A 21,229-nucleotide genomic window follows, 5' to 3' on the forward strand; every position below is an offset into this window, starting at 1 on the left:
GGCCCAGAGCGCCGAATACAAGGCCTTCTGGGACAAGCTGCGCCGCGGCGAATACGACGCCGGCCAGTACCGGCGGCTGGGCAAGGGCGGCCGCGAGGTCTGGATCCAGGCCAGCTACAACCCGATCATGGATGCCAGCGGCCGGCCCTACAAGGTGGTGAAATACGCCACCGACGTCACCGCCCAGGTCAAGGCCGCCCGCATCATGCAGCAGGCGGTCGCGCAGACCCAGGCCGTGGTCGCCGCCGCCAAGGCCAACGACCTCACCGCCCGTATCCCGCTGGACGGCAAGGATGGCGAAATCCGCGCGCTGTGCGCCGGCGTCAACGACCTGCTCGACGGCATGACCGGCATCATCGCCGGCATCAAGGAGGCTTCGGTCACCATCGCCGCCGCCTCGGACGAGATTTCGGCGGCCAGCCAGGACCTGGCCAGCCGCACGGAAAGCCAGGCGGCCTCGATCGAGGAAACCGCCGCCTCGATGCACGAGGTGACGACGACGGTGAAGCAGAATGCCGACAATGCCCAGGCCGCCAGCCAGCTGGCGACCGTGGCCCGCGACACCGCCGAAAAGGGCGGCAGCGTGGTCGGCGATGCGGTGGCCGCCGTCACCCAGATCGAACAGAGCGCGCAGAAGATCAGCGACATCGTCGGCCTGATCGACGAGATCGCCTTCCAGACCAACCTGCTGGCGCTGAATGCCTCGGTTGAGGCAGCCCGCGCCGGCGAAGCGGGCAAGGGCTTCGCCGTGGTGGCGCAGGAAGTCCGCGCGCTGGCCCAGCGTTCGGCCAATGCGTCGAAGGACATCAAGGCGCTGATCTCCACCTCGAATGCCCAGGTGAAGACCGGGGCGGCCCTGGTCAACAAGGCCGGCGAGAGCCTGACCGAGATCGTCAGCGGCGTGAAGAAGGTCAGCGATATCGTCGCCGAGATCGCGGCGGCCTCGCGCGAGCAGTCGACCGGCCTCGACCAGATCAACACCGCCGTCGGCAGCATGGACGAGATGACCCAGCGCAACGGCGCCCTGGTGGAGGAGACCTCGGCCTCGGCCCAGGCGCTCAGCAACCAGGCCGGCGAACTGGCCGAACTGGTGCAGCGCTACCGCATCAACGGGCAGACGGCCGCCACCGCGGCACCCGCCGCCACAGCCGTAGTGCCGCTGCACAAGCCGGCGGCAAAGCCGGCCGCGCCGCGCGCCGCCGCGAAGCCGGTCGCCAATGATCCGGTCCGCCGGCCGCAGGTGGCGGGCGGTGCCGCCGACGGCGAATGGGAGGAATTCTGATGGCCGCCAGCCCGACATTACCGGAAAGAAACTGGGCACAGCTGCCCGGCCGTGAAATCCTTGCGGCCAAGACTGGAACCGCCAACCGGGATATTGCCGCCATGAGCAAGACCGACATGTCCGATACCACCCGCGAATACCTGACCTTCGTGGTCGACGGCCAGGATTACGGCATCGACCTGCTGTCGGTGACCGAGATCCGCGGCTGGACCGCCGAACGGCCGCTGCCGAACAGCCCGGCCCATGTCCGCGGGGTGATCAACCTGCGCGGCCTGGTGATCCCGATCTACGACCTGCGCATCCGCCTCGGTGCCGAAGCGGTGCCGCCGACGGTGAGCAACGTGGTGATCGTGGTGCAGGCGGCAGCCGGCGATTTCGGCCTGCTGGTCGACAGCGTGTCGGACATCCTGCCGGTGGCCGACCGCGAGCGGCAGCCGGTGCCGCCGACCGCGATTGCCGCCAGCGACGACTTCCTCGCCGCGCTGGTCGCCCGCGACAGCCGCATGGTGTCGCTGATCGATCTCGACCGCCTGGTCGACGCCAACAGCGCCGACGCCCCCAACCTGCTGGCCGCCTGACCCGTCCTCTCCCTCCCTCCCCCTCCCCGGTCCCTGAACGGGCTGCCCCACGGCAGCCCGTTTTTCTGTGCGCGGCCCGTGACCGTCCGCGTCCGCGCCTGGAACATACTTTAGTATGTATAGTTCCCAGGAATGGCAATTTCGGCGTGCCGATCATTCCGTGTTCTTCTACCGTAGCTGCGGGTGTAGCGTTGGGTTGTACCACCCGAGCCCCCCAACTGTTACGGAGACAGATGCGCATGTTCGGATTTTCCGGTTCCGACACCGCCCGCGACCACCGCGGCCTGGTCGACGCCATCAATCGCGTGCAGGGCATGATCACCTTCGCCCTCGACGGCACGATCCTCGACGCCAACGAAAACTTCCTCGCGGCGACGGGCTATGCGCTCGCCGAGGTGAAGGGCAGGCATCACAGCCTGTTCGTCGAGCCGGCCTATGCGCAGTCGGCCGAATACAGGGCTTTCTGGGACAAGCTGTGCCGCGGCGAGTATGACGCCGGCGAGTATCGCCGCCTCGGCAAGGGCGGTCGCGAGGTCTGGATTCAGGCCAGCTACAACCCGATCCTCGACCGCGCCGGCAAGCCGGTGAAGGTGGTGAAATTCGCCACCGACATCACCGCCCGGAAACAGCAGACCGCCGACTATGACGGCCAGCTGGCCGCCATCGACAAGGCGCAGGCGGTGATCCAGTTCAAGCTGGACGGCACCATCATCGACGCCAACGAAAACTTCCTGAAGACCATGGGCTACGCGCTCGACGAGGTGAAGGGCAGGCACCACAGCATGTTCGCCGAACCCGCCTATGCCCAGAGTGCCGAATACGGGGCCTTCTGGGACAAGCTGCGCCGCGGCGAATACGACGCCGGCCAGTACAAGCGGCTGGGCAAGGGTGGCCGCGAGGTCTGGATCCAGGCCAGCTACAACCCGGTGATGGATGCCAGCGGCCGGCCCTACAAGGTGGTGAAATACGCCACCGATGTCACCACCCAGGTCAAGGCGCAGCTGCGTGTGCGGGCCGCCGTGGACGATGTGGTGGCAGCAGCACGCCGCGACGACCTGACCCGCCGCATCGACCTCGACGGCATGACCGGCGAAGTCCGCGCACTCTGCGAGGGCATCAACGAGCTGCTGGACGGCATGACCGGAATCATCGTCGGCATCCGCGACGCCGCCGAAACCATCGGCTCGGCTTCCGACGAAATCTCTTCCGGCAGCCAGGATCTCGCCCGGCGCACCGAGGCGCAGGCTGCCAGCATCGAGGAGACGGCGGCATCGATGCACGAGATCACGGCGACGGTGAAGCAGAATGCGCAGAACGCCCAGACCGCCAACCAGCTGGCCGGCACCGCACGGGATGCCGCGCAGACCGGCGGCCGCGTGGTCGGCGATGCGGTGGCGGCCGTCAGCCAGATCGAGGAGAGTGCCCGGAAGATTTCCGACATCGTCGGCCTGATCGACGAGATCGCCTTCCAGACCAACCTGCTGGCCCTGAACGCCTCGGTGGAGGCCGCGCGCGCGGGCGAGGCAGGCAAAGGCTTCGCCGTGGTCGCCCAGGAAGTGCGGGCGCTGGCCCAGCGTTCGGCCACCGCATCGAAAGATATCAAGATGCTGATCTCCACATCGAATGCCCAGGTGAAAACCGGTGCCACCCTGGTGAAACAGACCGGGGGCTCTCTCGATGACATCGTCGCGGCGATCACCAGGGTCAGCGATATCGTTGCCGAGATTGCCGCCGCCAACCGCGAGCAGTCCACCGGCCTCGAGCAGGTGAACACCGCCGTCACCGGCATGGACGAACTGACCCAGCGCAACAGCGCCCTGGTGGAGGAAACTTCGGCCTCTGCGCAGTCGCTTGCCACGCAGGCCGCCAGCCTGACCGCACTGGTCCGCCGCTATCGCATCGAAGAGCGCCGTCAGGCCGCTACGGAACGGCTCGCAACCGCCGCCGAATAACCCGCGGCTGACGTCGCGTCAGGCAGCGGGCAGCGCTTTGCCCGCTGCCACGGTCATGGCATCTTTCCGGCAACGATGAAACCGCCGGGGGAAATATCCGTGACCGCATCCTCTTCGATCCTTGCTTCAGGCAACGTCGCCGTCCTCACCGGCGCCGGCAGCGGCTTCGGCCGCGAACTCGCCCTGCTCTGCGCCGCGCGCGGGATGAAGCTGGTGCTGGCCGACATCCAGCCGGACGCGCTGGAGGCCACCATCGCCCTGCTGCCGGCGGATACTGCGGTGCTGGCAATGCCCTGCGACGTCTCGCAGGCGACCGCCGTGATGGCGATGGCCGAACAGACCTATGCCAATTTCGGCGCCTGCCACCTGCTGTTCAACAATGCCGGCGTGGGCGGCGGCGGCTTTTCGTGGCAGACCACGGAAGACGACTGGACCTGGATGCTGGGCGTCAATCTGATGGGCGTGGTGCATGGCATCCGCGCCTTCGTACCGCGCATGCTGGAATCCGGCCAGCCCGCCCATGTGGTCAACACGGCATCGGCGGCCGGCCTCGTCTCGGTGCCGGGCTCCAGCGTCTACTGCGTCAGCAAGCATGGCGTGGTCACCCTGTCGGAATGCCTGCATCACGAGCTGCGCGGCGAGAATGCGGCGATCAATGTCTCGGTGCTGTGCCCGGCCTTCGTGCCGACCGGCATCGTCGAGTCCGCCCGCAACCGGCCGGCTTCGCTTGGCAAGGTCAATCCCTCGCAGGCCGATTTCGCCGCCCGCACCCGCAAGGCGATCGCCTCGGGCAGGCTGACGGCGGCGGATATCGCGCAGGCCGTGGCCGACGCGGTGGCGGCCAACCGCTTCTACATCCTGCCGCACGAGCGCATCAAGCAGGGCGTGCAGATGCGCCTGCAGGACATCCTGGAAGACCGGCAGCCGACCAACACGGTGCCGAAAAAGCCGTAAGCTTCAGAAGCCGGCGAACCAGCGGGCCAGCGGCACGAAGCTGCCCAGATTGGTGGCGCGTGCCAGCGCCAGGTCGGCCGCGTTGCTGCCCAGCATGAAGACCTCGTGCCGCGGCGCGCCCCTGCCCGCCAGCAGGCGGCGCAGACGCGTGGCCCGCTGGCCGTCGGTCTCGTGCAGCCGGAAAGGCAGCACCAGCAGCTCGGCCGGCACGCCCAGCGCCGCGATGCGTGCCGCCAGCGCCCTGCGCGCGGCACGGTCGAGCGGGCCGAAGGCGGCCTCGTCGGCCAGCAGCAGCAGCCGGCCGCCGAACCGCGGCAGCAGCCCGGCCACATGTTCGTTGACGCGCAGGCCGGCGCCGGCCTGCAGATTGCCGGCCAGCAGGTAATGCAGCGGCAGCAGCGCCGCCGAGAGATGGCAGCCGGTATCGAGCAGGGCGGCCGCATAGGCCCGGTAGCTGAGGCCGAGCTTTTCGGCGCGGGCCATGCGGCGCAGCGCGATCTCGCGCGGCGGGGTCGCCCAGGCCTTCTGCATCGACCGGCGCCAGGCCCAGCCGCGGAACGACATGTCCAGCGGCGGCCCGCCATTATGGCCGATGCCGGCATAGCCGAAATCCGGGCTGCGCCGCAGCAGCAGCTCGAGATTGGGATGGCGGGGCTGGAAGTAGCGGTCACCCATGGCGGCGGTCGCGGTCTGTTGAGGCCGGCTTCAGCCTAGTTGAGCCGGCGGATACGGTCCAGCGGCCCGGCAGCCAGCGGGCTGTGCGCCGCGACCCAGGCCTCCAGCGCATCGACATCGAAGCGGCCGAAAACCCGCTGCTGCCCCTCGCGCAGGACGGCAAAGCCGTCGCCGCCGGAGGCCAGAAACTCGTTCACCGTCACCCGGTAGCGCCGGACCGGATCGACCGGCTGGCCGCCGATCCGCACCGAACCCGGCACCACCCGGCTCCCCTCGGGCCGCGCCGCATCCCAGGCATAGCTGAACCCCCGCGCGACATGCAGGATGCGCGGCCGCGGCTGGTTCAGCCATTGCTGTTCCAGCAGGCTGACGATCTGGGCACCGGTCAGGCTCATGGTCACCAGCGCATTGCTGAAGGGCTGCACGGTGAACAGGTCGCCATAGGTGACCGGCCCTCCGCTTTTCGAGACGAGATCGGCGCGCACGCCGCCCGGATTCATGAACGCCAGCTCGGCCCCGCCTTCGACCGCCGCCTGCGTGGCGGCGAGCTGGGCATCGGCAATGATATTGCCCAGCACGGATTCGCCGGCCCCGTTGACCTCGCGCGACAGCGGCGCGGCGATGCGGCCGACCACCCGGCCTTCCAGCGGGGCCGCCAGCGTCTCGTAGGCGGCGATCAGCTTCGTCTGCGCCGGGTCTTTCGCGAATTCGGCCGTGCGCACGATCACGTTGTCGGCCCGGGCCATCGTCACGTCACGGCTGCGGCGGTCGAGGGTGACATCGATGGCACTGACCACGGTGCCGTATTTGTCGGCGCTGGTGACCAGCCGGCCATCGATCACGCAGTTATACGCCTGGTGGGTATGGCCGCTGACCACCAGGTCGACCGCGCGGTCGAGCCTGCCGACGATCTCGACGATGGCCCCGGAAATCGCCGGGCATTCGTTATGGCCGCCGGTGGCCATGCCGCCCTCGTGGATCAGCACCACGATCGCCTCGACGCCCTTCGCCCTCAGTTCGGGCACCAGGGCATTCACGGTCTCGGCCTCGTCGCGGAAATCGAGGCCGGCCACCCCGGCCGGAGTGACGATGCCGGGCGTGCCTTTCAGTGTCAGACCGATGAAGGCGACCGGGATGCCGTCGAATTCCCGCAGGATATAGGCCGGCAGGATGGTCCTGCCGGTTGCCGTGTCGATGGTGCTGGCGGCCAGATACTGGAAACCGGCGCCCCGGTATGGCTGCGGCCCCCTGCAGCCGTCCTTCGGATGGCAGCCGCCCGCCTGCATGCGCAGCAGTTCCTGCCAGCCCTCGTCGAATTCATGGTTGCCGACCGCCGAGGCGGCGAGGCCCATCATCGACAGCGATTCCACCGTCGGCTCATCATGGAACAGGGCCGACAGCAGCGGGCTGGCGCCGATCAGGTCGCCGGCGGCGACGAAGATGGTGTTGCGGTGGCCGGCGCGCAGGCCCTGCACGGCCGTCGCCAGATGTTCCGAACCGCCGGCCGGCACGACGATGCGTTTCGACGGATCGGCCGGATCGGGAATGCGGATGCCGCCGGCCGAGGGCTTCAGGTTGCCATGGAAATCGTTGATGGCGAGGATGCGCAGGGCAACCGGCCCTTCCGGCGGCGGAGCCGCGCAGGCAGCCAGCAGCGACACGACAACGGCAGGCACCAGCAGACGCATCATGGCACGGCTCCCCGGCAGGTGGATGCCCGGACTCTCGGGCCGCCCGACCGGGGCTGTCAACGGAAGAGATGGTTACGGCCGGGCCGGCCGCGGTCCATGATGGAAAGGTGCCGTCAGTCGTCGTCGCGCACGTAGGGATTCTTGCCCTTGCGCAGGAACATGCGGATCGGCACGCCCTGCAGGTCGAACACCTCGCGCAGGCCGTTGATCAGATAGCGCAGATAGCTGTCGGGGATGTATTCGGCGCGCGGCGCGAACAGGGCGATGGTCGGCGGCCGCGCCTTGACCTGGGTGGCATAGCGGATGCGCACACTGCGCCCGCCGGCCAGCGGCGGCGGGTTGCGCGTCGTCATCTCTTCCAGCCAGCGGTTCAGCTGCGCGGTCGGGATGCGGCGGTTCCAGCGCTGGTACTGGGCCATCACCGCCGGCAGCAGGCGGTCGAGATGGCGACCGGTCAGCGCCGAGAAGGTGACCACCGGCACGCCGCGGGCCTGCGGCAGCGACTTTTCCAGCCGCTCCTCGATTTCCTTCAGCGCCAGCGCGCGATCCGCCACCGCGTCCCATTTGTTGACGGCGATCACCAGTGCGCGGCCTTCCTGCAGCACGTGATCGGCGATGGTCAGGTCCTGCTTGTCCATGCCGAGCACGGCATCCAGCACCAGCACCACGACCTGTGCCATGCGGATGGTGCGCAGGGAATCGGCCACCGACAGCTTTTCCAGCTTGTGCTCGACGCGCGCCTTGCGGCGCATGCCGGCGGTGTCCACCAGCCGCACCACGCGGCCCTCGTATTCCCATTCGATGCTGATGGAATCGCGGGTCAGGCCGGGCTCGGGGCCGGTCAGCAGGCGGTCGCTGCCGATCAGCTTGTTGATCAGGGTCGACTTGCCGGCATTGGGCCGGCCGACCACGGCCAGCTGGATCGGCCGCAGCGGATCGTCGGCGGGCGCCTCGGCATCGGGATCGATGTCGATATCGAAATCGCCGGCATCCAGCTCGTCGCCGGCATCGCCGAGGCCGCCGCCCGAGACGACATGCTCGGCCAGAATCTCGGCCAGATCGTACAGGCCCTCGCCATGCTCGGCCGAAACCGGCAGCGGGTCGCCGAAACCGAGCCCGTAGGCTTCCGCCAGGCCGCTGCGGCCGGCACCGCCCTCGCATTTGTTGGCCAGCAGGATCACCGGCCTGCCCTGCCGGCGCAGCCAGTTGGCGAAATGCGCGTCCAGCGGCGTGACGCCGGCGCGGGCATCGATGACGAACAGCACGGCGGCGGCCTCGGCCACGGCGGCCTCGGTCTGCAGCCGCATGCGGCCGGTCATGCTCTCGACATCGGAATCCTCGAGGCCGGCGGTATCGACGGCGATGAATTCGAGATCGCCGATGCGCGCCGCGCCCTCGCGGCGGTCACGGGTCACGCCGGGGGTGTCGTCGACGATGGCAAGCCGGCGGCCGACCAGGCGATTGAACAGGGTCGACTTGCCGACATTGGGCCGGCCGACAATGGCGATGCGGGCGGACATGCGATCCTTCGGGGTCAGCGATACGCCGTCAGCGTCGCATCGTCGGTGACGACATAGACGGTGCCGTCGGCAACCACCGGCGAGACCGAGGCCTTATCAGGCAGGCGCAGTTCGCCAAGCAGGTCGCCGGTATAGGGCGAGATCGACAGGATGCGTTCGTCGGTGGAGGCAACCAGCAGGCGGTCGCCGGCCAGCACCGGACCGTACCAGGTGATGATGCCCTTCCGGGTCTTGGCGGACGGGTCCTCGTAGCGGCGCAGCTGGCGGATCCATTTCACCCGGCCGTCGCGGCGCGACAGGCAGAGGATCTCGGCATCGACGGTGATGGCGTAGATGAAATCGCCGGCCACCCAGGGGGTCTGGATCGACGGGATCACGCGTTCCCAGATGCGTTCGCCGGTGCGCAGGTCGATGGCGATGAAGCGGCCCGACTGGCTGACGGCATAGACGCGGTCGCGGTCGATCACCGGGCGGCCGTTGATGTCGTTGAGCGCGCCGGCCTGGCTGACCCGGCTGGAGGCGCGGATCAGCTGTTCGCCCCAGGCGACCACGCCGGTATCGGCCCGCAGGGCCAGCACCTCGCCGGACGAGAACGGCGCGATGACGATGTTGCCCTGCGCCGCCGGGTTGGCGGCGCCGAGGAACCCGGCCTGCTCGGTCACCGCGGCATGGTTCCACTGCACCTCGCCGCGCTCGGTATCCAGCGCATAGAGTTCATTGTCGTAGGTGATGACGAAGACGCGGCCGGCATCCACCGTCGGCGCGCCGCGGATCGGCAGCTTCAGTTCGGTATTCCAGTAGACCAGGCCGGTGGCGGGCTGCAGCGCCAGCACGTCGCCATAGGCGGTGCTGACGAACAGCTTGCCGTCGTAATAGGCGAGCCCGCCGCCGATGGCGCCGGATTCCTCGCTGCGCGGGGTGACGTCGACCCGCCACAGGCGGTTGCCGGTCTTTGCGTCGAAGGCCGCGACATTGGCCTCGGCATCCATGGCAAAGACCTTGCCTTCGGCGACCACCGGCTGCGCCATGATGCGCTGCTCGTCGCTGGCCTCGCTGCCGAGATCGGCGGTCCAGGCGCGCTGCAGGCTGGCGGGCAGCGCCAGATGGTACATGGCATGGCCGGGATAGCCGCCGCCCTGCGGCCAGTCGCTGTTGGCCCAGGGCTTGGGCAGTTCGACCGGGGTGTCGGCCAGCTGCGGATCGGGATCGAGCTGGCTGTCGAAGGACAGAACCGAGATGCGCTCGCCGGCGATCTTCGATTTCTCCTCCTTGGCGAACCAGTCCTTCATCGAGTCACAGCCCGACAGCACCAGAGCGATGCCCATCACCATCCACAGACCACGCCGCATGCGATCCTCGCTGACCAATCCGTCCACTCTTCCCGCGCGCGTCTACCTGGCTACTCGACCGGACCGCCCAGGGCCGCCAGCATCTCGGCGGCACGGCCGCGCAGGTCGGCCGGCGCACCGGCATCGTCCGCCAGCGCCGTCAGCAGCCGGCGCGCCGCATCCTTCTCGCCGGCCTTCAGCTCGGCCAGCGCCTTCAGTTCGGTGGCGCTGCCGGCCCAGGGGCTGTCGGCGGCGATGACGGCGAGGCGCTGGCGGGCCTCGTCGGCCGGCATGGTGTCGAGCCCGTGGAAAACGGCGAGATAGCGGGCAAGATCGCGGAACCGCGCCGCATTGCCGCTGTCGGCGGCGATCGCGTCGAAGACCTTGATCGCGCTAGGCAGGTCCTTGCCCTCGATCAGGTTGGCGGCCTGCTGGAAGCGGGCCAGCAGGGCATAGCCGTCATGATCGCCGCCGGCGAGGCTGCCGAAAGCCGCCGCCGCCTCCAGCGGCTTGCCGGCCTGCGCCTCGGTCAGGGCGGCGCGGAAGGCGGCACTGGCGGCGGCAGCCTTGTCGGCCCGCCAGCCCTGCCAGACCTGCCAGCCGCCGACCGCGGCCAGCAGCAGGACCACGGCGCCGATGGCCAGCGGGCTCCAGCGCTTCCACAGCTTTTGCATCCGCTCGCGGCGGACTTCCTCGTCGACTTCGTTGATAAAATCGGCCACGCCGTACTCCTCGGCCCCCGCGGGCATGCACAAGAATTCCGCCGGGCCGGCAGGGGCTGGCCCGGAGCGGCGCGTACATTAGCCGGATCGCACCCCGATGGCAAAGCCCCGGAAAACCCCCGTTTTCTCCGTAACCTTTTGATAACTAATAGAGTCTTGGCACTGCTGGGAAAAACCGGTAGGCTGCGCCCCTGACTGAAGCCGTCGGGTCCGTCCTGAACGCAAGACAGGCATCCCGCAACGGGGGGAACTTCATGCTGCGATTCCTTGCTGTCCTTTTCGCCTTTGCCGGCCCGCTGGCGGCTGCGGCGGTCCTGTCGCCGGCCGCCGCCAAGGAGCGCAAGCCGGTGGTGCTGATCCCCTTCGAGAGCGAGCGCGCCGTGGATCGCGGCGACCGCGCGCTGGTCAGCCTGAATGAAGATGTCACCCGCCTGCCGGCCTTCCGCGTGGTCGACCTGCCGGTGGTCGACGGCCGCCTCGGCCAGCATGCAAAGCTGGACGATGTCGAACTGTATTTCCCCTTCGGCACCATCGTGATCGCGACGGCGGAATTCCACCGCTACCGCCCCGCCCTGGTGGCCAGCGGCCAGCCCCTGGCCGATCCGCAGCCGATGCTGGACCCGCGCTATGACCGGGTGGCCGCCTTCGACCGCCAGCTCGGCCGCGTCTGTGCCAGCGAAACCGGCTATGACGGCGGCCGGGTCGAGATGCGCATCCATCCGGCCAGCCGGATGATGTCGGTGGTGCATGTGCTGCCGGCGAAGTTCCGCGGCCCCGAGGCCGAGACGCCGCCATCCTACAAGGTGATCAGCGGCCTCGACATGCGGTTCCTGAAGATCAAGGAACCGGAGGCCGAGCGGCTGTATGGCGACTGCCAGCGGCCGGCCGCCACCAAGCTGACCCAGAAAAACTGATCCGCGATCCCCGTTCGCCGGGAGACCGGCCGCGATGACCCCCGCCGACTGGCTGCAGCTGGCCGCCCTGGCCATGGTCGTGCTGCTGATCCTGCCGCGCATGCTGCGGTTGCCCTGGCGCAGCCCGCGCCTGCTGCAGTTCGCCGCCCTGTGGCTGGCCATCTTCCTTGCCGTCGCCCTGCTCTATCGCCTGTTCGGGACATAGCCGTCCCGGTTCATCCGGCCGGACTTCACGCGGATTTTGGTCGCCAAACTCCGCAGCCGCTGGCAAAAATCTCCGGGTCCGCCGTTTCCACCCTCGGCAAACGGCCGCTGCCGCCTATATCGGGCAGCGTTGTGGTTCATAGCGCGGCTGCGGCCGCTTCCGGAGGATACGCATGAATGCCGATCTGCTGAGCCTGCTGCCGAAGGTGGACTTCACCCGGCGCGGCTTCGTCGCCACCACCCTGATCTCCGGCTTCACCGTGGCCGCCGGCCCGGTGATGGCCCAGACCGTGATCAAGACCGACACGGCCGGCCTGACCGCCGGCCCGGTGAAGGTGCCGGTCGCCGGCGGCAGCATGGATGCCTATGCCGCCATGCCGGCCACGGGCGGCCCCTTCCCGGTCATTCTCGTCGTGCAGGAAATCTTCGGCGTGCACGAGCACATCCAGGATGTCTGCCGCCGCTTCGCCAAGCTCGGCTATCTCGCCATCGCGGCCGACCTCTACCAGCGCCAGGGCGACATGAGCAAGGTGACCGACGTGCAGGGCGCGCTGGCGATCGCCGGCAAGGTGCCGGATGCCCAGGTGATGGGCGACCTCGATTCCTGCGTCGCCTGGGCGAAAGCCAACAAGGGCGACACCGCCAAGCTCGGCATCACCGGCTTCTGCTGGGGCGGCCGCATCACCTGGCTGTATTCGGCGCATAATCCGGCCGTGAAGGCCGGCGTCGCCTGGTACGGCCGGCTGGTCGGCAATGCCAGCGAGCTGACGCCGAAGCATCCGGTCGATGTCGCCGCCGAGATGAAGGCGCCGGTGCTGGGCCTCTATGGCAGCGCCGACCAGGGCATCCCGGTCGATACCGTGAAGCAGATGGAAGACAGGCTGCGCGCGGCCGGCAAGCCGTCGCAGTTCATCATCTATGACGGCGCGCCGCATGCCTTCCATGCCGATTACCGGCCGAGCTACCGCAAGGAAGCGGCCGAGGACGGCTGGAAGCAGGCAGTGGCCTGGTTCAAGCGGCACGGGGTCTGACGCTTAAAATCCGCGGGGAGCATGCTAGGCTGGCACCGGCCAACCCGGAGTCGCCAGCATGCTTCTCGTTCCGACCTATGCCGCCGCCAGCGCCATCCAGGGCGTCGGCCTGTTCGCCGCCGCGCCGATTGCCCGGGGCACGATGATCTGGCGCTTCGAGCCGGTCTTCGACCGCATCATCCCGCCGGCCGATTTCGCCGCCCTGCCCGACGTGGCCCGCGCCTTCGTCGAGCGTTATGGCTACGAGACGCCGCAGATCCCGGGCGGCTGGGTGGTCAGCCTCGACAACACCCGCTTCATCAACCACAGCGAAACGCCGAACACCGACAACACGCGGCCGGAAACCTATGCCCTGCGCGATATCGCCGAGGGCGAGGAGATCACCTGCAACTACGGTGAATTCTGCGACTTCACACTGGACTGACCCGCCGGCCCGCACAGGCGGGACAAAAAAAGGCCCGCCGGGGCGGGCCTTTTTCGCGATACCAATACACCAGAAGACCGGCTTACAGCCGGTCCTTCAGCTGCTTCGAGGCCTTGAAGCGCACCGACTTCGACGCGGCGATCTTGATCGTCTCGCCGGTCTGCGGGTTGCGGCCCTTGCGGGCGGCGCGCTTGGACACCTTGAAGGTACCGAAGCCGACGATGGTGAAGCCACCTTCCTTCTTCATCGCCTTGCTCATGGCCTCGAAGACCGCGTCGACGGACTCGCCGGCGGCGGCCTTGGAGCAGCCCGCGGTTTCGCGGACGATTTCGATCAGATCAGCCTTGTTCATCGTCAATCCCTCCTGACATCTGCGGATGCTGCCCGCGACACGAATGCGACAACCGGAGACTCGGGTGATCCGCAGCGGGTCTCTGCAGTTACCACACCGCGGCGCGGGTGCAAGCCGCTGTCATGCGGCGACTCGCGGGGAATCCGCCACGATCCGCCGGCGACTCGGGCCGGCGGCCCTGTTTGACCTGCATCAAGGCGGAAAGCGCGGCCGCCCCTAGCGTTGCCCGGCGACGAAATCCCAGGGAGACCCGCAATGCCGCTTCTGGAACAGATCTATCTCGCCGGCTCGGCCGGCGCCTTCGTGCTGTTTGGCCTGGTGCTGGCCTGGTGCCGGCTGACCTCGCCCGGTTCGCCGCGCCGCCCCGGATAGGCGGCGTCAGCCGGCCAGTGCCGGCGCGGGCAGCAGGCGGCGCAGCGCGCCGTCCTGCACCAGCGCTTTCGCCGCCGCGAGATCGGGGGCCAGCCAGCGGTCCTCCGTCATTGCCGGAACGGTCCGGCGCAGCAGCGCATGGGCCGCCTTCAGATGCGCGCTGGTGCCAAGCGGTGTCCGCAGGTCGATGCCCTGCGCGGCACAGAGATATTCCACGCCGAGGATGCCGGCCAGATTCTCCGCCATCGCCAGCAGGCGATGGCCGGCATGGGCCGCCATCGACACATGGTCTTCCTGGTTGGCGGAGGTCGGAATGGTGTCGATGCTGGCCGGATGGGCGCGCTGCTTGTTCTCGGAGGCCAGCGCTGCCGCCGTCACCTGGGCGATCATGAACCCGGAATTGATGCCCGGGCGCGGCGCCAGGAAGGCCGGCAGGCCCGAAAGCACCGGGTCGACCAGCAGGGCGATGCGCCGTTCCGCCAGATTGCCGATTTCGGTCAGCGCAATGGCGATGGCATCGGCGGCGAAAGCCACCGGCTCGGCATGGAAATTGCCGCCCGACAGGATGTCGCCGTCCTGGCCGCCCTCGCCGGCAAACACCAGCGGATTGTCGGAAACGCCGTTGGCCTCGCGGGCCAGCGTATCGGCCGCATAGCCCAGCAGGTCGCGCGCGGCCCCCATCACCTGCGGCTGGCAGCGCAGGCAGTACGGGTCCTGCACCCGCGGATCGCCCTGGCGATGCGAGGCGCGGATCTCCGATCCGTCCAGCAGCCGCAGCAGCAGGTCCGCCACCGCGATCTGGCCGGGCTGGCCGCGGGCCGCATGGATGCGCGGATCGAACGGCGTGTCGCTGCCGGCCGCCGCATCCACCGACAGTGCGCCGGTGACCAGGGCCGCCCCGAAGCAGTCCTCGGCGGCGGCAAGCCCGGCCAGTGCCAGCGCCGCCGACACCTGGGTGCCGTTCAGCAGGGCGAGGCCTTCCTTCGGCCCCAGCACCAGCGGCTGCAGGCCGGCCAGTTCCAGTCCCTCGGCAGCCGGCAGTTCGTGGCCCCGATGGCGCACATTGCCCACGCCCAGCAGCGGCAGCACCAGATGCGCCAGCGGTGCGAGGTCGCCCGAAGCCCCCACCGAGCCCTGTGCCGGCACGCAGGGCAGCACATCGGCATTCAGCAGCGCCGTCAGCGCCGACAGCGTTTCCCAGCGCACGCCGGACAGGCCCTGGGCCAGGCTGTTGATCTTCAGCAGCAGGATCAGCCGCACCACGGCATCGGGCAGCAGCGGCCCGGTGCCGACCGCATGGCTCAGCACCAGCCGGCGCTGCAGTTCGGCCACATCGGCCGGCGGAATGCGCTCGCGGGCCAGCTTGCCGAAACCGGTATTGATCCCGTAGACCGCCGCGTCTCCGGCCGCCGCCCGCGCCACGGTCTCCGCCGCCGCGGCCACTGCCGGGCGGGCGCCGTCATCGGGGGCGACCGCCATCGGGCCGGACCGGTAGAGGGCGATCAGGTCGGCCAGCGGCAGCTGGCCCGGCAGCAGGCGATAGACCATGCGGAAGCCTCCCGGCCGGCAGTTTTGCGCCTCCGGCCATCATAACGGAACCGGGCCAGACTAAGCTGTCCACAGTTTAGTTGTCTATACAGGATCATTTGACTTGCCGGATTTCTCGCCACGGCCTTAAATTAGGCAACAGAGGCCGGCCCGCCGGGGGCCGGCACTGCCTTTCTCCGGGGGATAAACCATGTCGATGCGTTGGATTCTGGGCGCCGCGAGCGCCGTTACCCTGCTGGCCGCCGGCCCTGCTGCGGCGCAGGACAAGATCGTGCTGGGCATGAGCGGCTGGACCGGCTTCGCGCCGCTGTCGCTGGCAGCCGAGGCCGGCCTGTTCAAGAAGCATGGCGTCGATGTCGAGATCAAGTTCATCCCGCAGAAGGAGCGTCACCTGACGGTGGCCGCCGGTGCCACCCAGGCGGTTGCCACCACGGTCGACACCTTCATCTCCTATTCCGCGGCCGGCATCCCGCTGACCCAGGTGCTGCTGCTCGACAAGTCGAATGGCGGCGACGGCCTTGCCGTGCGCAGCAGCATCAACTCGGTCAAGGAGCTGAAGGGCAAGACCATCGCCGTCGACGGCGCCGGCACCACCCCCTACTTCACCCTGATGGCGATGCTGAAGCGCAACGGCATGGGTCCCAAGGACGTGCAGTTCGCCACCCTGGCGCCGAACCCGGCCGCCCAGGCCTTCGTCGCCGGCCAGTTCGATGCCGCCGTCACCTACGAGCCGTATCTGTCGTCGATCCGCAACGCGCCGAATGCCGGCAAGATCCTGCTGACCACCCTGGACGTGCCGGTGGTGGTCGACATGGTCGCCTTCCAGCCCGACTTCATCAAGAAGAACCCGAAGATCGTGCAGGGCGTGGTCAATGGCTTCTTCGACGCGCTGGAGATGATCAAGAAGGAACCGGAGAAGTCCTACGAAATCATGGGCAGCAAGGTGAAGCAGACCGGCGAGCAGTTTGCCGGCTCGGCCAAGTTCATCGCCTGGCAGGACAAGGCCGCCAACCAGGCCTACTTCAAGGGCGACCTGCAGAAGTTCATGAAGGAAGCCGCCGAGATCCAGCTCGAGGCCGGTGTCATCAAGTCGGTGCCGAATCTCGATGCCATGGTCGACGCCAGCTTCGTGAAGTAAGCGACAGACAGGGTTTCCCGTGTTCGAACCCCTCAAGCCGGTTTCCCCGGGGCGGCGCACCGCCCTGGGGATTCTGTTTTTCGTCGTCTTCCTCGGCGTCTGGGCCGGGGTGACGCTGGGCGGCATCGTGCCGCCGCTGTTCCTGGCCGATCCGCTGAAGGCAGCGATGGCCGGCGTATCGCTGTTCACCGAATACGGCTTCATCGGCGATGTCGGCATCACCATCTGGCGGGTGGTTGGCGGCTTCGTGATCGCCGCGGTGTTTGCCGTGCCGCTCGGCATCCTGATGGGCGCCTTCAAGAGCATCGAGGCGTTCTTCGAGCCCTTCATCTCCTTTGCCCGCTACCTGCCCGCCTCCGCCTTCATCCCGCTGCTGATCCTGTGGGCCGGCGTCGGCGAGGCGCAGAAACTGGCGGTGATCGTGATCGGCAGCTTCTTCCAGGTCGTGCTGATGGTGGCGGTGATCGTCGGTGGCAGCCGGCTCGATCTCGTCGAGGCGGCCAAGACGCTGGGCGCCCGCTCGCAGGGCGTGGTGCTGCGCGTGCTGCTGCCGGGCGCGGCGCCGCAGATTGCAGAAACACTGCGGCTGGTGCTGGGCTGGGCCTGGACCTATGTGATCGTCGCCGAGCTGATCGGTGCCCAGAGCGGCATCGGCCACATGATCATGGACAGCCAGCGCCTGCTCGATACCGGGCAGATGATCTTCGGCATCTTCGTGATCGGCATGATCGGCCTGGTTTCCGACTTCCTGTTCAAGAAAGCCAACGAGACGCTGTTCCCGTGGTATTTCGCCAAGTGAGCGTGGTTCTCCCGTGAGCAAACTGCAGATCGAGACCGTCAGCCGGGTGTTTCCCGGCCTGCGCGGCGGCCCGGATACCCGGGCGCTGGAACCCACCAGCCTGGCCGTCGAGGATAATGACTTCATCACCATCCTCGGCCCGTCGGGCTGCGGCAAGTCGACCCTGCTGCGCATCATCGCCGGACTGGACAGCCCGACCACCGGCCGCGTGCTGCTGGACGGTGCGCCGGTCAGCCAGCCCGGCATGGCCCGCCCCGGCCCCGACCGCGGCATGGTATTCCAGTCCTACACGCTGTTCCCGTGGCTGACCGTGCAGCAGAATATCTGCTTCGGCCTGCGCGAGAAGAACGTGCCGGAAAAACAGCAGGCCGAGATTGCGGCGCATTTCATCGCCCAGGTCGGCCTGAAGGGTTTCGAGAACCATTTCCCGAAGATGCTGTCGGGCGGCATGCAGCAGCGCACGGCCCTGGCCCGTGCGCTGGCCAACGACCCGAAGATCCTGCTGCTGGACGAGCCCTTCGGCGCTCTGGACAACCAGACCCGCGCGCTGATGCAGGAACTGCTGCTCGGCATCTGGGAAGCGGCCCGCAAGACCGTGCTGTTCGTCACCCACGATATCGACGAGGCCATCTTCATGGCCAACCGCGTGCTGGTGATGACCGCCCGGCCCGGCCGGGTGAAAAGCGACATCGCCATCGATCTGCCGCATCCGCGCCATTACACGGTGAAGACCACGCCGGACTTCGCCGCCTACAAGGCCCGGCTGACCGAGGAAATCCGCGTCGAATCGATCCGCGCGGCCCAGGATGAACATTAGGCCCTACCGCGCCGCCGACCGGGATGCCGTGATCGCGCTGTGGCAGGCCTGCGGCCTGACCCGGCCATGGAACGATCCCGCCGGCGACATCGCCTTCTGCACCGGCCAGCCGGAATCGACCATTCTGGTCGGCGAGGCACAGGATGGCGGCAGCCTCATCGCCACGGTGATGGTGGGCCATGACGGCCATCGCGGCTGGCTGTATTACCTGGGCGTCGATCCGGCAGCGCAGAAGGCCGGCCATGGCCGCGCCATGGTGGCCGCCGCGGAAAGCTGGCTGGCCGCCCGCGGCGTGCCCAAGGTGATGCTGATGGTGCGGCCCGAAAACGACCGCGTGCGCGCCTTCTACGCCGCGCTTGGCTACATCGTCGAGGAGCGGCTGATCTTCAGCCGCCGCCTCGACGGGAAATAGCCGTCAGCTCAGCCCGAGATAGTCGCGCTTGCCGATCTGCACGCCCTTGTGGCGCAGGATGTCGTAGGCCGTGACGACGTGGAAGAAGAAGTTCGGCACGGCGAAACCGAGCAGATAATCCCTGCCAGTGAACTTCATCTCGCTCTGGCCGGTCTTCACCGTCACCGGGCGGGTGGCGGCTTCGTCATAGGCCGCCCTGTCGATAGCGCCGATGAAATCCAGCGTCTTGCGGATGCGCGCCTGCAGCTCGGCGAAGCTGGTCTCGGTATCCGGATCGCTGGGCGGCGCAACTCCGGCCGGGCGGGCGCTGCCGAACTTGGCGGCGTCGCAGGCGGCCTGGATCTGCCGGGTCAGAGGATACATGTCCGGCGCCAGCCGCGCCTCCAGCATGTCGGCCGGTGCCTGCCCGGCGGCAGCGGCATGGGCCTCGCCCTTCTCCAGCAGCCGCGCAAGGATTTCCAGCGCACGGGTAAACACCGGCACCGAGGCGTCGTACATCGACAGGGACATGGATTTTCCGCTCCTGATGGGCGGCCGGCCATGCATCTGCGCCGCCGCCGGGTTGGTGAGGCCGCTCCATCTAGGACGCCGGCGCCATGTGTCCAGCCCCGCTAGCGTCCGGACTCGGCCAGTTCCTTCAGCCGCTCGAAATACTTGCGCAGCAGCGGCAGCGCGAGGCCGAAATCCTGCAGCACCAGCACCATGTCCATGGTCTCGCCATCGGCGCCGAGCGGCAGCCGCAGCACCCGGTAGCTGAGCGGTTCGCCGGTGCGGGTGATGATGCTGAGGCTGACATATTGCGGCTGCAGGGTCTGCTGCATCTCGCAGAGATTGTTCCACAGCAGCCGGCCATGCTGGGCCGGCAGCAGATCGAGCACCGACTGGCCGGTCAGCTCGCGGCCGGTCAGCTCGCGGGTGGCGGTGCCGGCAAGGCGGTAGCGGAAATCCGGCGGATCGTCCTGCACCGCGATCAGCAGCAGGCGCGGCAGCACGGATTTGAGGTCCAGCGGATCGAAATCGTCGCGGGCCGGCAGGCGGGTGCCACGGGCCCGCTTCCGGCGCAGCCAGTCCGCATAGAGCTTGCGGAAGCCGGCCGAATCCATCATGTCGAGCGGCAGCCGCGTATACTGCACGCGCCTGTCTTTCGGATCCACCTCGACCGGCTGGTACGGCGCCATGCGCGCCTCCGTCTGTCCTCCCGGCCCGTCCTGCGGGCATCGCTGCCAGCTTAACGCAGCTGGCAGCCGAGGCAACCCGCCTCGGCTAGCGACCTGTTTTTACGGCCTTTTCATAGATATCCGGCTTGAAGCCGGCGAGGTAGCGGCCGCCGCCCAGCGCGAGAATGGGCCGCTTGATCATGGAAGGCTGCGCCTGCATCAGCGCAATCGCCTTCGCCTCGGTCAGGTTCGCGCGGTCGGCCTCGGGCAGCTTGCGGAAGGTGGTGCCGGCGCGGTTGAGCACAGTTTCCCAGCCCAGCGCCGCGCACCAGGCCTTCAGGCTGTCGCGGTCGATACCCGCCGCCTTGTAGTCGTGGAAATCATGCGCCACGCCATGGTCCTTCAGCCAGGTGAAGGCCTTCTTCATGGTGTCGCAGTTTTTGATGCCGTAGATGGTGATCGCCATGATGCCGGCCGCTCCCGCTGTCTTCCGCATCCGTTATGCCGGAGGAGCCGCGGCTGGCGCAAGCCGCGCCTCCCGCCTAGAATGCCGCGACCATGTCCGGGACCGCCGCATCATCCCTCCGCGGGAAGCTTCAGGATCTCTATTTCGGCAACGAACCGGGGGCACGCCGCTTCCGCTACGGTCTGGTCGCCTTCGACCTCGTCACCATCGCCCTGTTCATCCTGGCCGCCACCGTGCCGGAAGACAGCGGCTGGTGGCTGCTGCCGCTGGATTTCGGTCTCGGCACCGCCCTGCTGGTGGAACTGGCCGCCCGCCTCTATGCCGAGCCGGACCGGCGGCGACACCTGCTCAGCTTCTCCACCGCCGCCGACCTGCTGGTGATCCTGTCGCTGTTCCTGGCGGCGTTCCTCGAAAACCTCGCCTTCCTCCGTATCGTGCGCGCGCTGCGGCTTCTGCGCTCCTACCACCTGCTGCGCGACCTGCGCGCCAGCTCGCCGTGGTTCCGCCTGCACGAGGACATCCTGCAGCGCAGCCTGAACCTGGTCGTGTTCATTTTCATCGTCACGTCGGTGGTGTTCGTCACCCAGCACAGCATCAATCCGGCCCTGCCGAACTATATCGACGCACTGTATTTCACCATCACCACGCTGACCACCACCGGCTTCGGCGACATTACCCTGATCGGCCCGGGTGGGCGGCTGCTGTCGGTGCTGATCATGATCGTCGGCGTCACCCTGTTCCTGCGCCTGCTGCAGGCGATCTTCCGTCCCAGCAAGGTGCGCCACGAATGCCCCGATTGCGGCCTGCGCATCCATGACGTGGATGCCGTGCACTGCAAGCATTGCGGCCGGGTGCTGCATATCCCGACCGACGGGGTGGTATAGCGGACCTGC

General features: G+C 68.1%; 23 protein-coding genes. 13 read left to right on the top strand and 10 right to left on the bottom strand.

Features of this window, described 5'->3' with window-relative positions:
• From ACEQZY_RS00005 to ACEQZY_RS00020, 4 genes are all read left to right on the top strand, one after another.
• Positions 1-1,282, top strand: a 1,282-nt coding sequence (locus ACEQZY_RS00005; RefSeq protein WP_370151417.1) for a methyl-accepting chemotaxis protein, incomplete at its 5' end; no start/stop codon positions are given.
• A 101-nt stretch (positions 1,283-1,383) separates the two neighbouring features.
• On the top strand, positions 1,384-1,860 hold the full coding sequence (locus tag ACEQZY_RS00010) for a chemotaxis protein CheW (RefSeq protein ID WP_370151420.1): 477 nt from the start codon (positions 1,384-1,386) through the stop codon (positions 1,858-1,860).
• Between the two features lie 239 nt (positions 1,861-2,099).
• A complete protein-coding gene (locus ACEQZY_RS00015) occupies positions 2,100-3,812 on the top strand; it encodes a methyl-accepting chemotaxis protein (RefSeq protein WP_370151423.1) in 1,713 nt (570 codons plus the stop codon).
• A 99-nt stretch (positions 3,813-3,911) separates the two neighbouring features.
• Positions 3,912-4,766, top strand: a complete 855-nt coding sequence (locus tag ACEQZY_RS00020; protein ID WP_341705509.1) for an SDR family NAD(P)-dependent oxidoreductase — start codon at positions 3,912-3,914, stop codon at positions 4,764-4,766.
• A 3-nt stretch (positions 4,767-4,769) separates the two neighbouring features.
• Here the strand turns inward: ACEQZY_RS00020 and ACEQZY_RS00025 are convergent, their stop codons facing one another.
• The 5 genes from ACEQZY_RS00025 to pilO2 all read right to left on the bottom strand — a co-directional run bounded on the left by ACEQZY_RS00025 (position 4,770) and on the right by pilO2 (position 10,729).
• On the bottom strand, positions 4,770-5,441 hold the full coding sequence (locus tag ACEQZY_RS00025) for a hypothetical protein (protein ID WP_370151426.1): 672 nt from the start codon (positions 5,439-5,441) through the stop codon (positions 4,770-4,772).
• Between the two features lie 35 nt (positions 5,442-5,476).
• Entirely contained in the window at positions 5,477-7,132 is a 1,656-nt protein-coding gene (locus ACEQZY_RS00030; protein ID WP_370151429.1) for a bifunctional UDP-sugar hydrolase/5'-nucleotidase, read from the bottom strand.
• A 113-nt stretch (positions 7,133-7,245) separates the two neighbouring features.
• On the bottom strand, positions 7,246-8,652 hold the full coding sequence (gene der, locus ACEQZY_RS00035) for a ribosome biogenesis GTPase Der (RefSeq protein WP_370151432.1): 1,407 nt from the start codon (positions 8,650-8,652) through the stop codon (positions 7,246-7,248).
• Positions 8,653-8,666: 14 nt separating this feature from the next.
• Entirely contained in the window at positions 8,667-10,001 is a 1,335-nt protein-coding gene (locus ACEQZY_RS00040) for a PQQ-binding-like beta-propeller repeat protein (RefSeq protein ID WP_341705315.1), read from the bottom strand.
• 50 nt (positions 10,002-10,051) lie between these two features.
• Entirely contained in the window at positions 10,052-10,729 is a 678-nt protein-coding gene (gene pilO2 / locus ACEQZY_RS00045; RefSeq protein ID WP_370151435.1) for a type 4b pilus protein PilO2, read from the bottom strand.
• A 227-nt stretch (positions 10,730-10,956) separates the two neighbouring features.
• Here pilO2 and ACEQZY_RS00050 point away from each other — a divergent pair, with 227 nt between their 5' ends.
• The 4 genes from ACEQZY_RS00050 (at position 10,957) to ACEQZY_RS00065 (ending at position 13,275) form a co-directional block, all read left to right on the top strand.
• Positions 10,957-11,616 carry a hypothetical protein gene (locus ACEQZY_RS00050; RefSeq protein ID WP_370151438.1) on the top strand — a complete coding sequence of 220 codons (660 nt, stop codon included), beginning with the start codon at positions 10,957-10,959 and terminating at the stop codon, positions 11,614-11,616.
• Positions 11,617-11,650: 34 nt separating this feature from the next.
• Positions 11,651-11,821 (top strand): hypothetical protein, encoded by a 171-nt coding sequence (locus ACEQZY_RS00055; RefSeq protein WP_341705566.1) that lies wholly within the window; start codon positions 11,651-11,653, stop codon positions 11,819-11,821.
• Positions 11,822-11,993: 172 nt separating this feature from the next.
• The gene (locus tag ACEQZY_RS00060; protein WP_341705565.1) at positions 11,994-12,851 is read left to right on the top strand and encodes a dienelactone hydrolase family protein; all 858 of its coding nucleotides are present in this window, start codon (positions 11,994-11,996) and stop codon (positions 12,849-12,851) included.
• Positions 12,852-12,909: 58 nt separating this feature from the next.
• A complete protein-coding gene (locus ACEQZY_RS00065) occupies positions 12,910-13,275 on the top strand; it encodes an SET domain-containing protein-lysine N-methyltransferase (RefSeq protein ID WP_341705564.1) in 366 nt (121 codons plus the stop codon).
• An 82-nt stretch (positions 13,276-13,357) separates the two neighbouring features.
• Here the strand turns inward: ACEQZY_RS00065 and ACEQZY_RS00070 are convergent, their stop codons facing one another.
• Both ACEQZY_RS00070 and hutH read right to left on the bottom strand, forming a co-directional pair.
• Positions 13,358-13,627: an HU family DNA-binding protein gene (locus ACEQZY_RS00070; RefSeq protein ID WP_341705563.1), complete on the bottom strand. Its 270-nt coding sequence runs from the start codon at positions 13,625-13,627 to the stop codon at positions 13,358-13,360.
• A 378-nt stretch (positions 13,628-14,005) separates the two neighbouring features.
• Positions 14,006-15,547 carry a histidine ammonia-lyase gene (hutH, locus tag ACEQZY_RS00075; protein ID WP_370151443.1) on the bottom strand — a complete coding sequence of 514 codons (1,542 nt, stop codon included), beginning with the start codon at positions 15,545-15,547 and terminating at the stop codon, positions 14,006-14,008.
• A 190-nt stretch (positions 15,548-15,737) separates the two neighbouring features.
• Here hutH and ACEQZY_RS00080 point away from each other — a divergent pair, with 190 nt between their 5' ends.
• Genes ACEQZY_RS00080 through ACEQZY_RS00095 form a run of 4 tightly spaced genes read left to right on the top strand, consistent with a single transcriptional unit; the run spans position 15,738 to position 18,713 of the window.
• Positions 15,738-16,685 (top strand): ABC transporter substrate-binding protein, encoded by a 948-nt coding sequence (locus ACEQZY_RS00080; RefSeq protein ID WP_370151446.1) that lies wholly within the window; start codon positions 15,738-15,740, stop codon positions 16,683-16,685.
• Between the two features lie 19 nt (positions 16,686-16,704).
• Positions 16,705-17,484, top strand: coding sequence for an ABC transporter permease (locus tag ACEQZY_RS00085; protein ID WP_341704780.1), 780 nt, complete (start codon positions 16,705-16,707; stop codon positions 17,482-17,484).
• A gap of 13 nt (positions 17,485-17,497) precedes the next feature.
• Positions 17,498-18,301 (top strand): ABC transporter ATP-binding protein, encoded by an 804-nt coding sequence (locus ACEQZY_RS00090; RefSeq protein WP_341704779.1) that lies wholly within the window; start codon positions 17,498-17,500, stop codon positions 18,299-18,301.
• Complete coding sequence (locus tag ACEQZY_RS00095; protein WP_370151451.1) at positions 18,291-18,713, top strand: GNAT family acetyltransferase; 423 nt, start codon at positions 18,291-18,293, stop codon at positions 18,711-18,713. Before ACEQZY_RS00090 ends, ACEQZY_RS00095 begins: the two co-directional genes overlap by 11 nt.
• 3 nt (positions 18,714-18,716) lie before the next feature.
• On the opposite strand, the gene ACEQZY_RS00100 is transcribed toward ACEQZY_RS00095, so the two are convergent.
• The 3 genes from ACEQZY_RS00100 to ACEQZY_RS00110 all read right to left on the bottom strand — a co-directional run bounded on the left by ACEQZY_RS00100 (position 18,717) and on the right by ACEQZY_RS00110 (position 20,336).
• Positions 18,717-19,223 (bottom strand): DUF1993 family protein, encoded by a 507-nt coding sequence (locus ACEQZY_RS00100; protein WP_370151454.1) that lies wholly within the window; start codon positions 19,221-19,223, stop codon positions 18,717-18,719.
• A gap of 101 nt (positions 19,224-19,324) precedes the next feature.
• On the bottom strand, positions 19,325-19,891 hold the full coding sequence (locus ACEQZY_RS00105; RefSeq protein ID WP_341704776.1) for a PAS domain-containing protein: 567 nt from the start codon (positions 19,889-19,891) through the stop codon (positions 19,325-19,327).
• Positions 19,892-19,976: 85 nt separating this feature from the next.
• Positions 19,977-20,336 (bottom strand): ArsC family reductase, encoded by a 360-nt coding sequence (locus ACEQZY_RS00110; RefSeq protein ID WP_341704775.1) that lies wholly within the window; start codon positions 20,334-20,336, stop codon positions 19,977-19,979.
• Between the two features lie 92 nt (positions 20,337-20,428).
• Here ACEQZY_RS00110 and ACEQZY_RS00115 point away from each other — a divergent pair, with 92 nt between their 5' ends.
• Entirely contained in the window at positions 20,429-21,220 is a 792-nt protein-coding gene (locus tag ACEQZY_RS00115; RefSeq protein ID WP_341704774.1) for an ion channel, read from the top strand.
• Positions 21,221-21,229 lie beyond the last annotated feature (9 nt).

Origin of the sequence: Ferrovibrio sp. (assembly GCF_964218355.1) — a bacterium.
Lineage (GTDB): Bacteria > Pseudomonadota > Alphaproteobacteria > Ferrovibrionales > Ferrovibrionaceae > Ferrovibrio.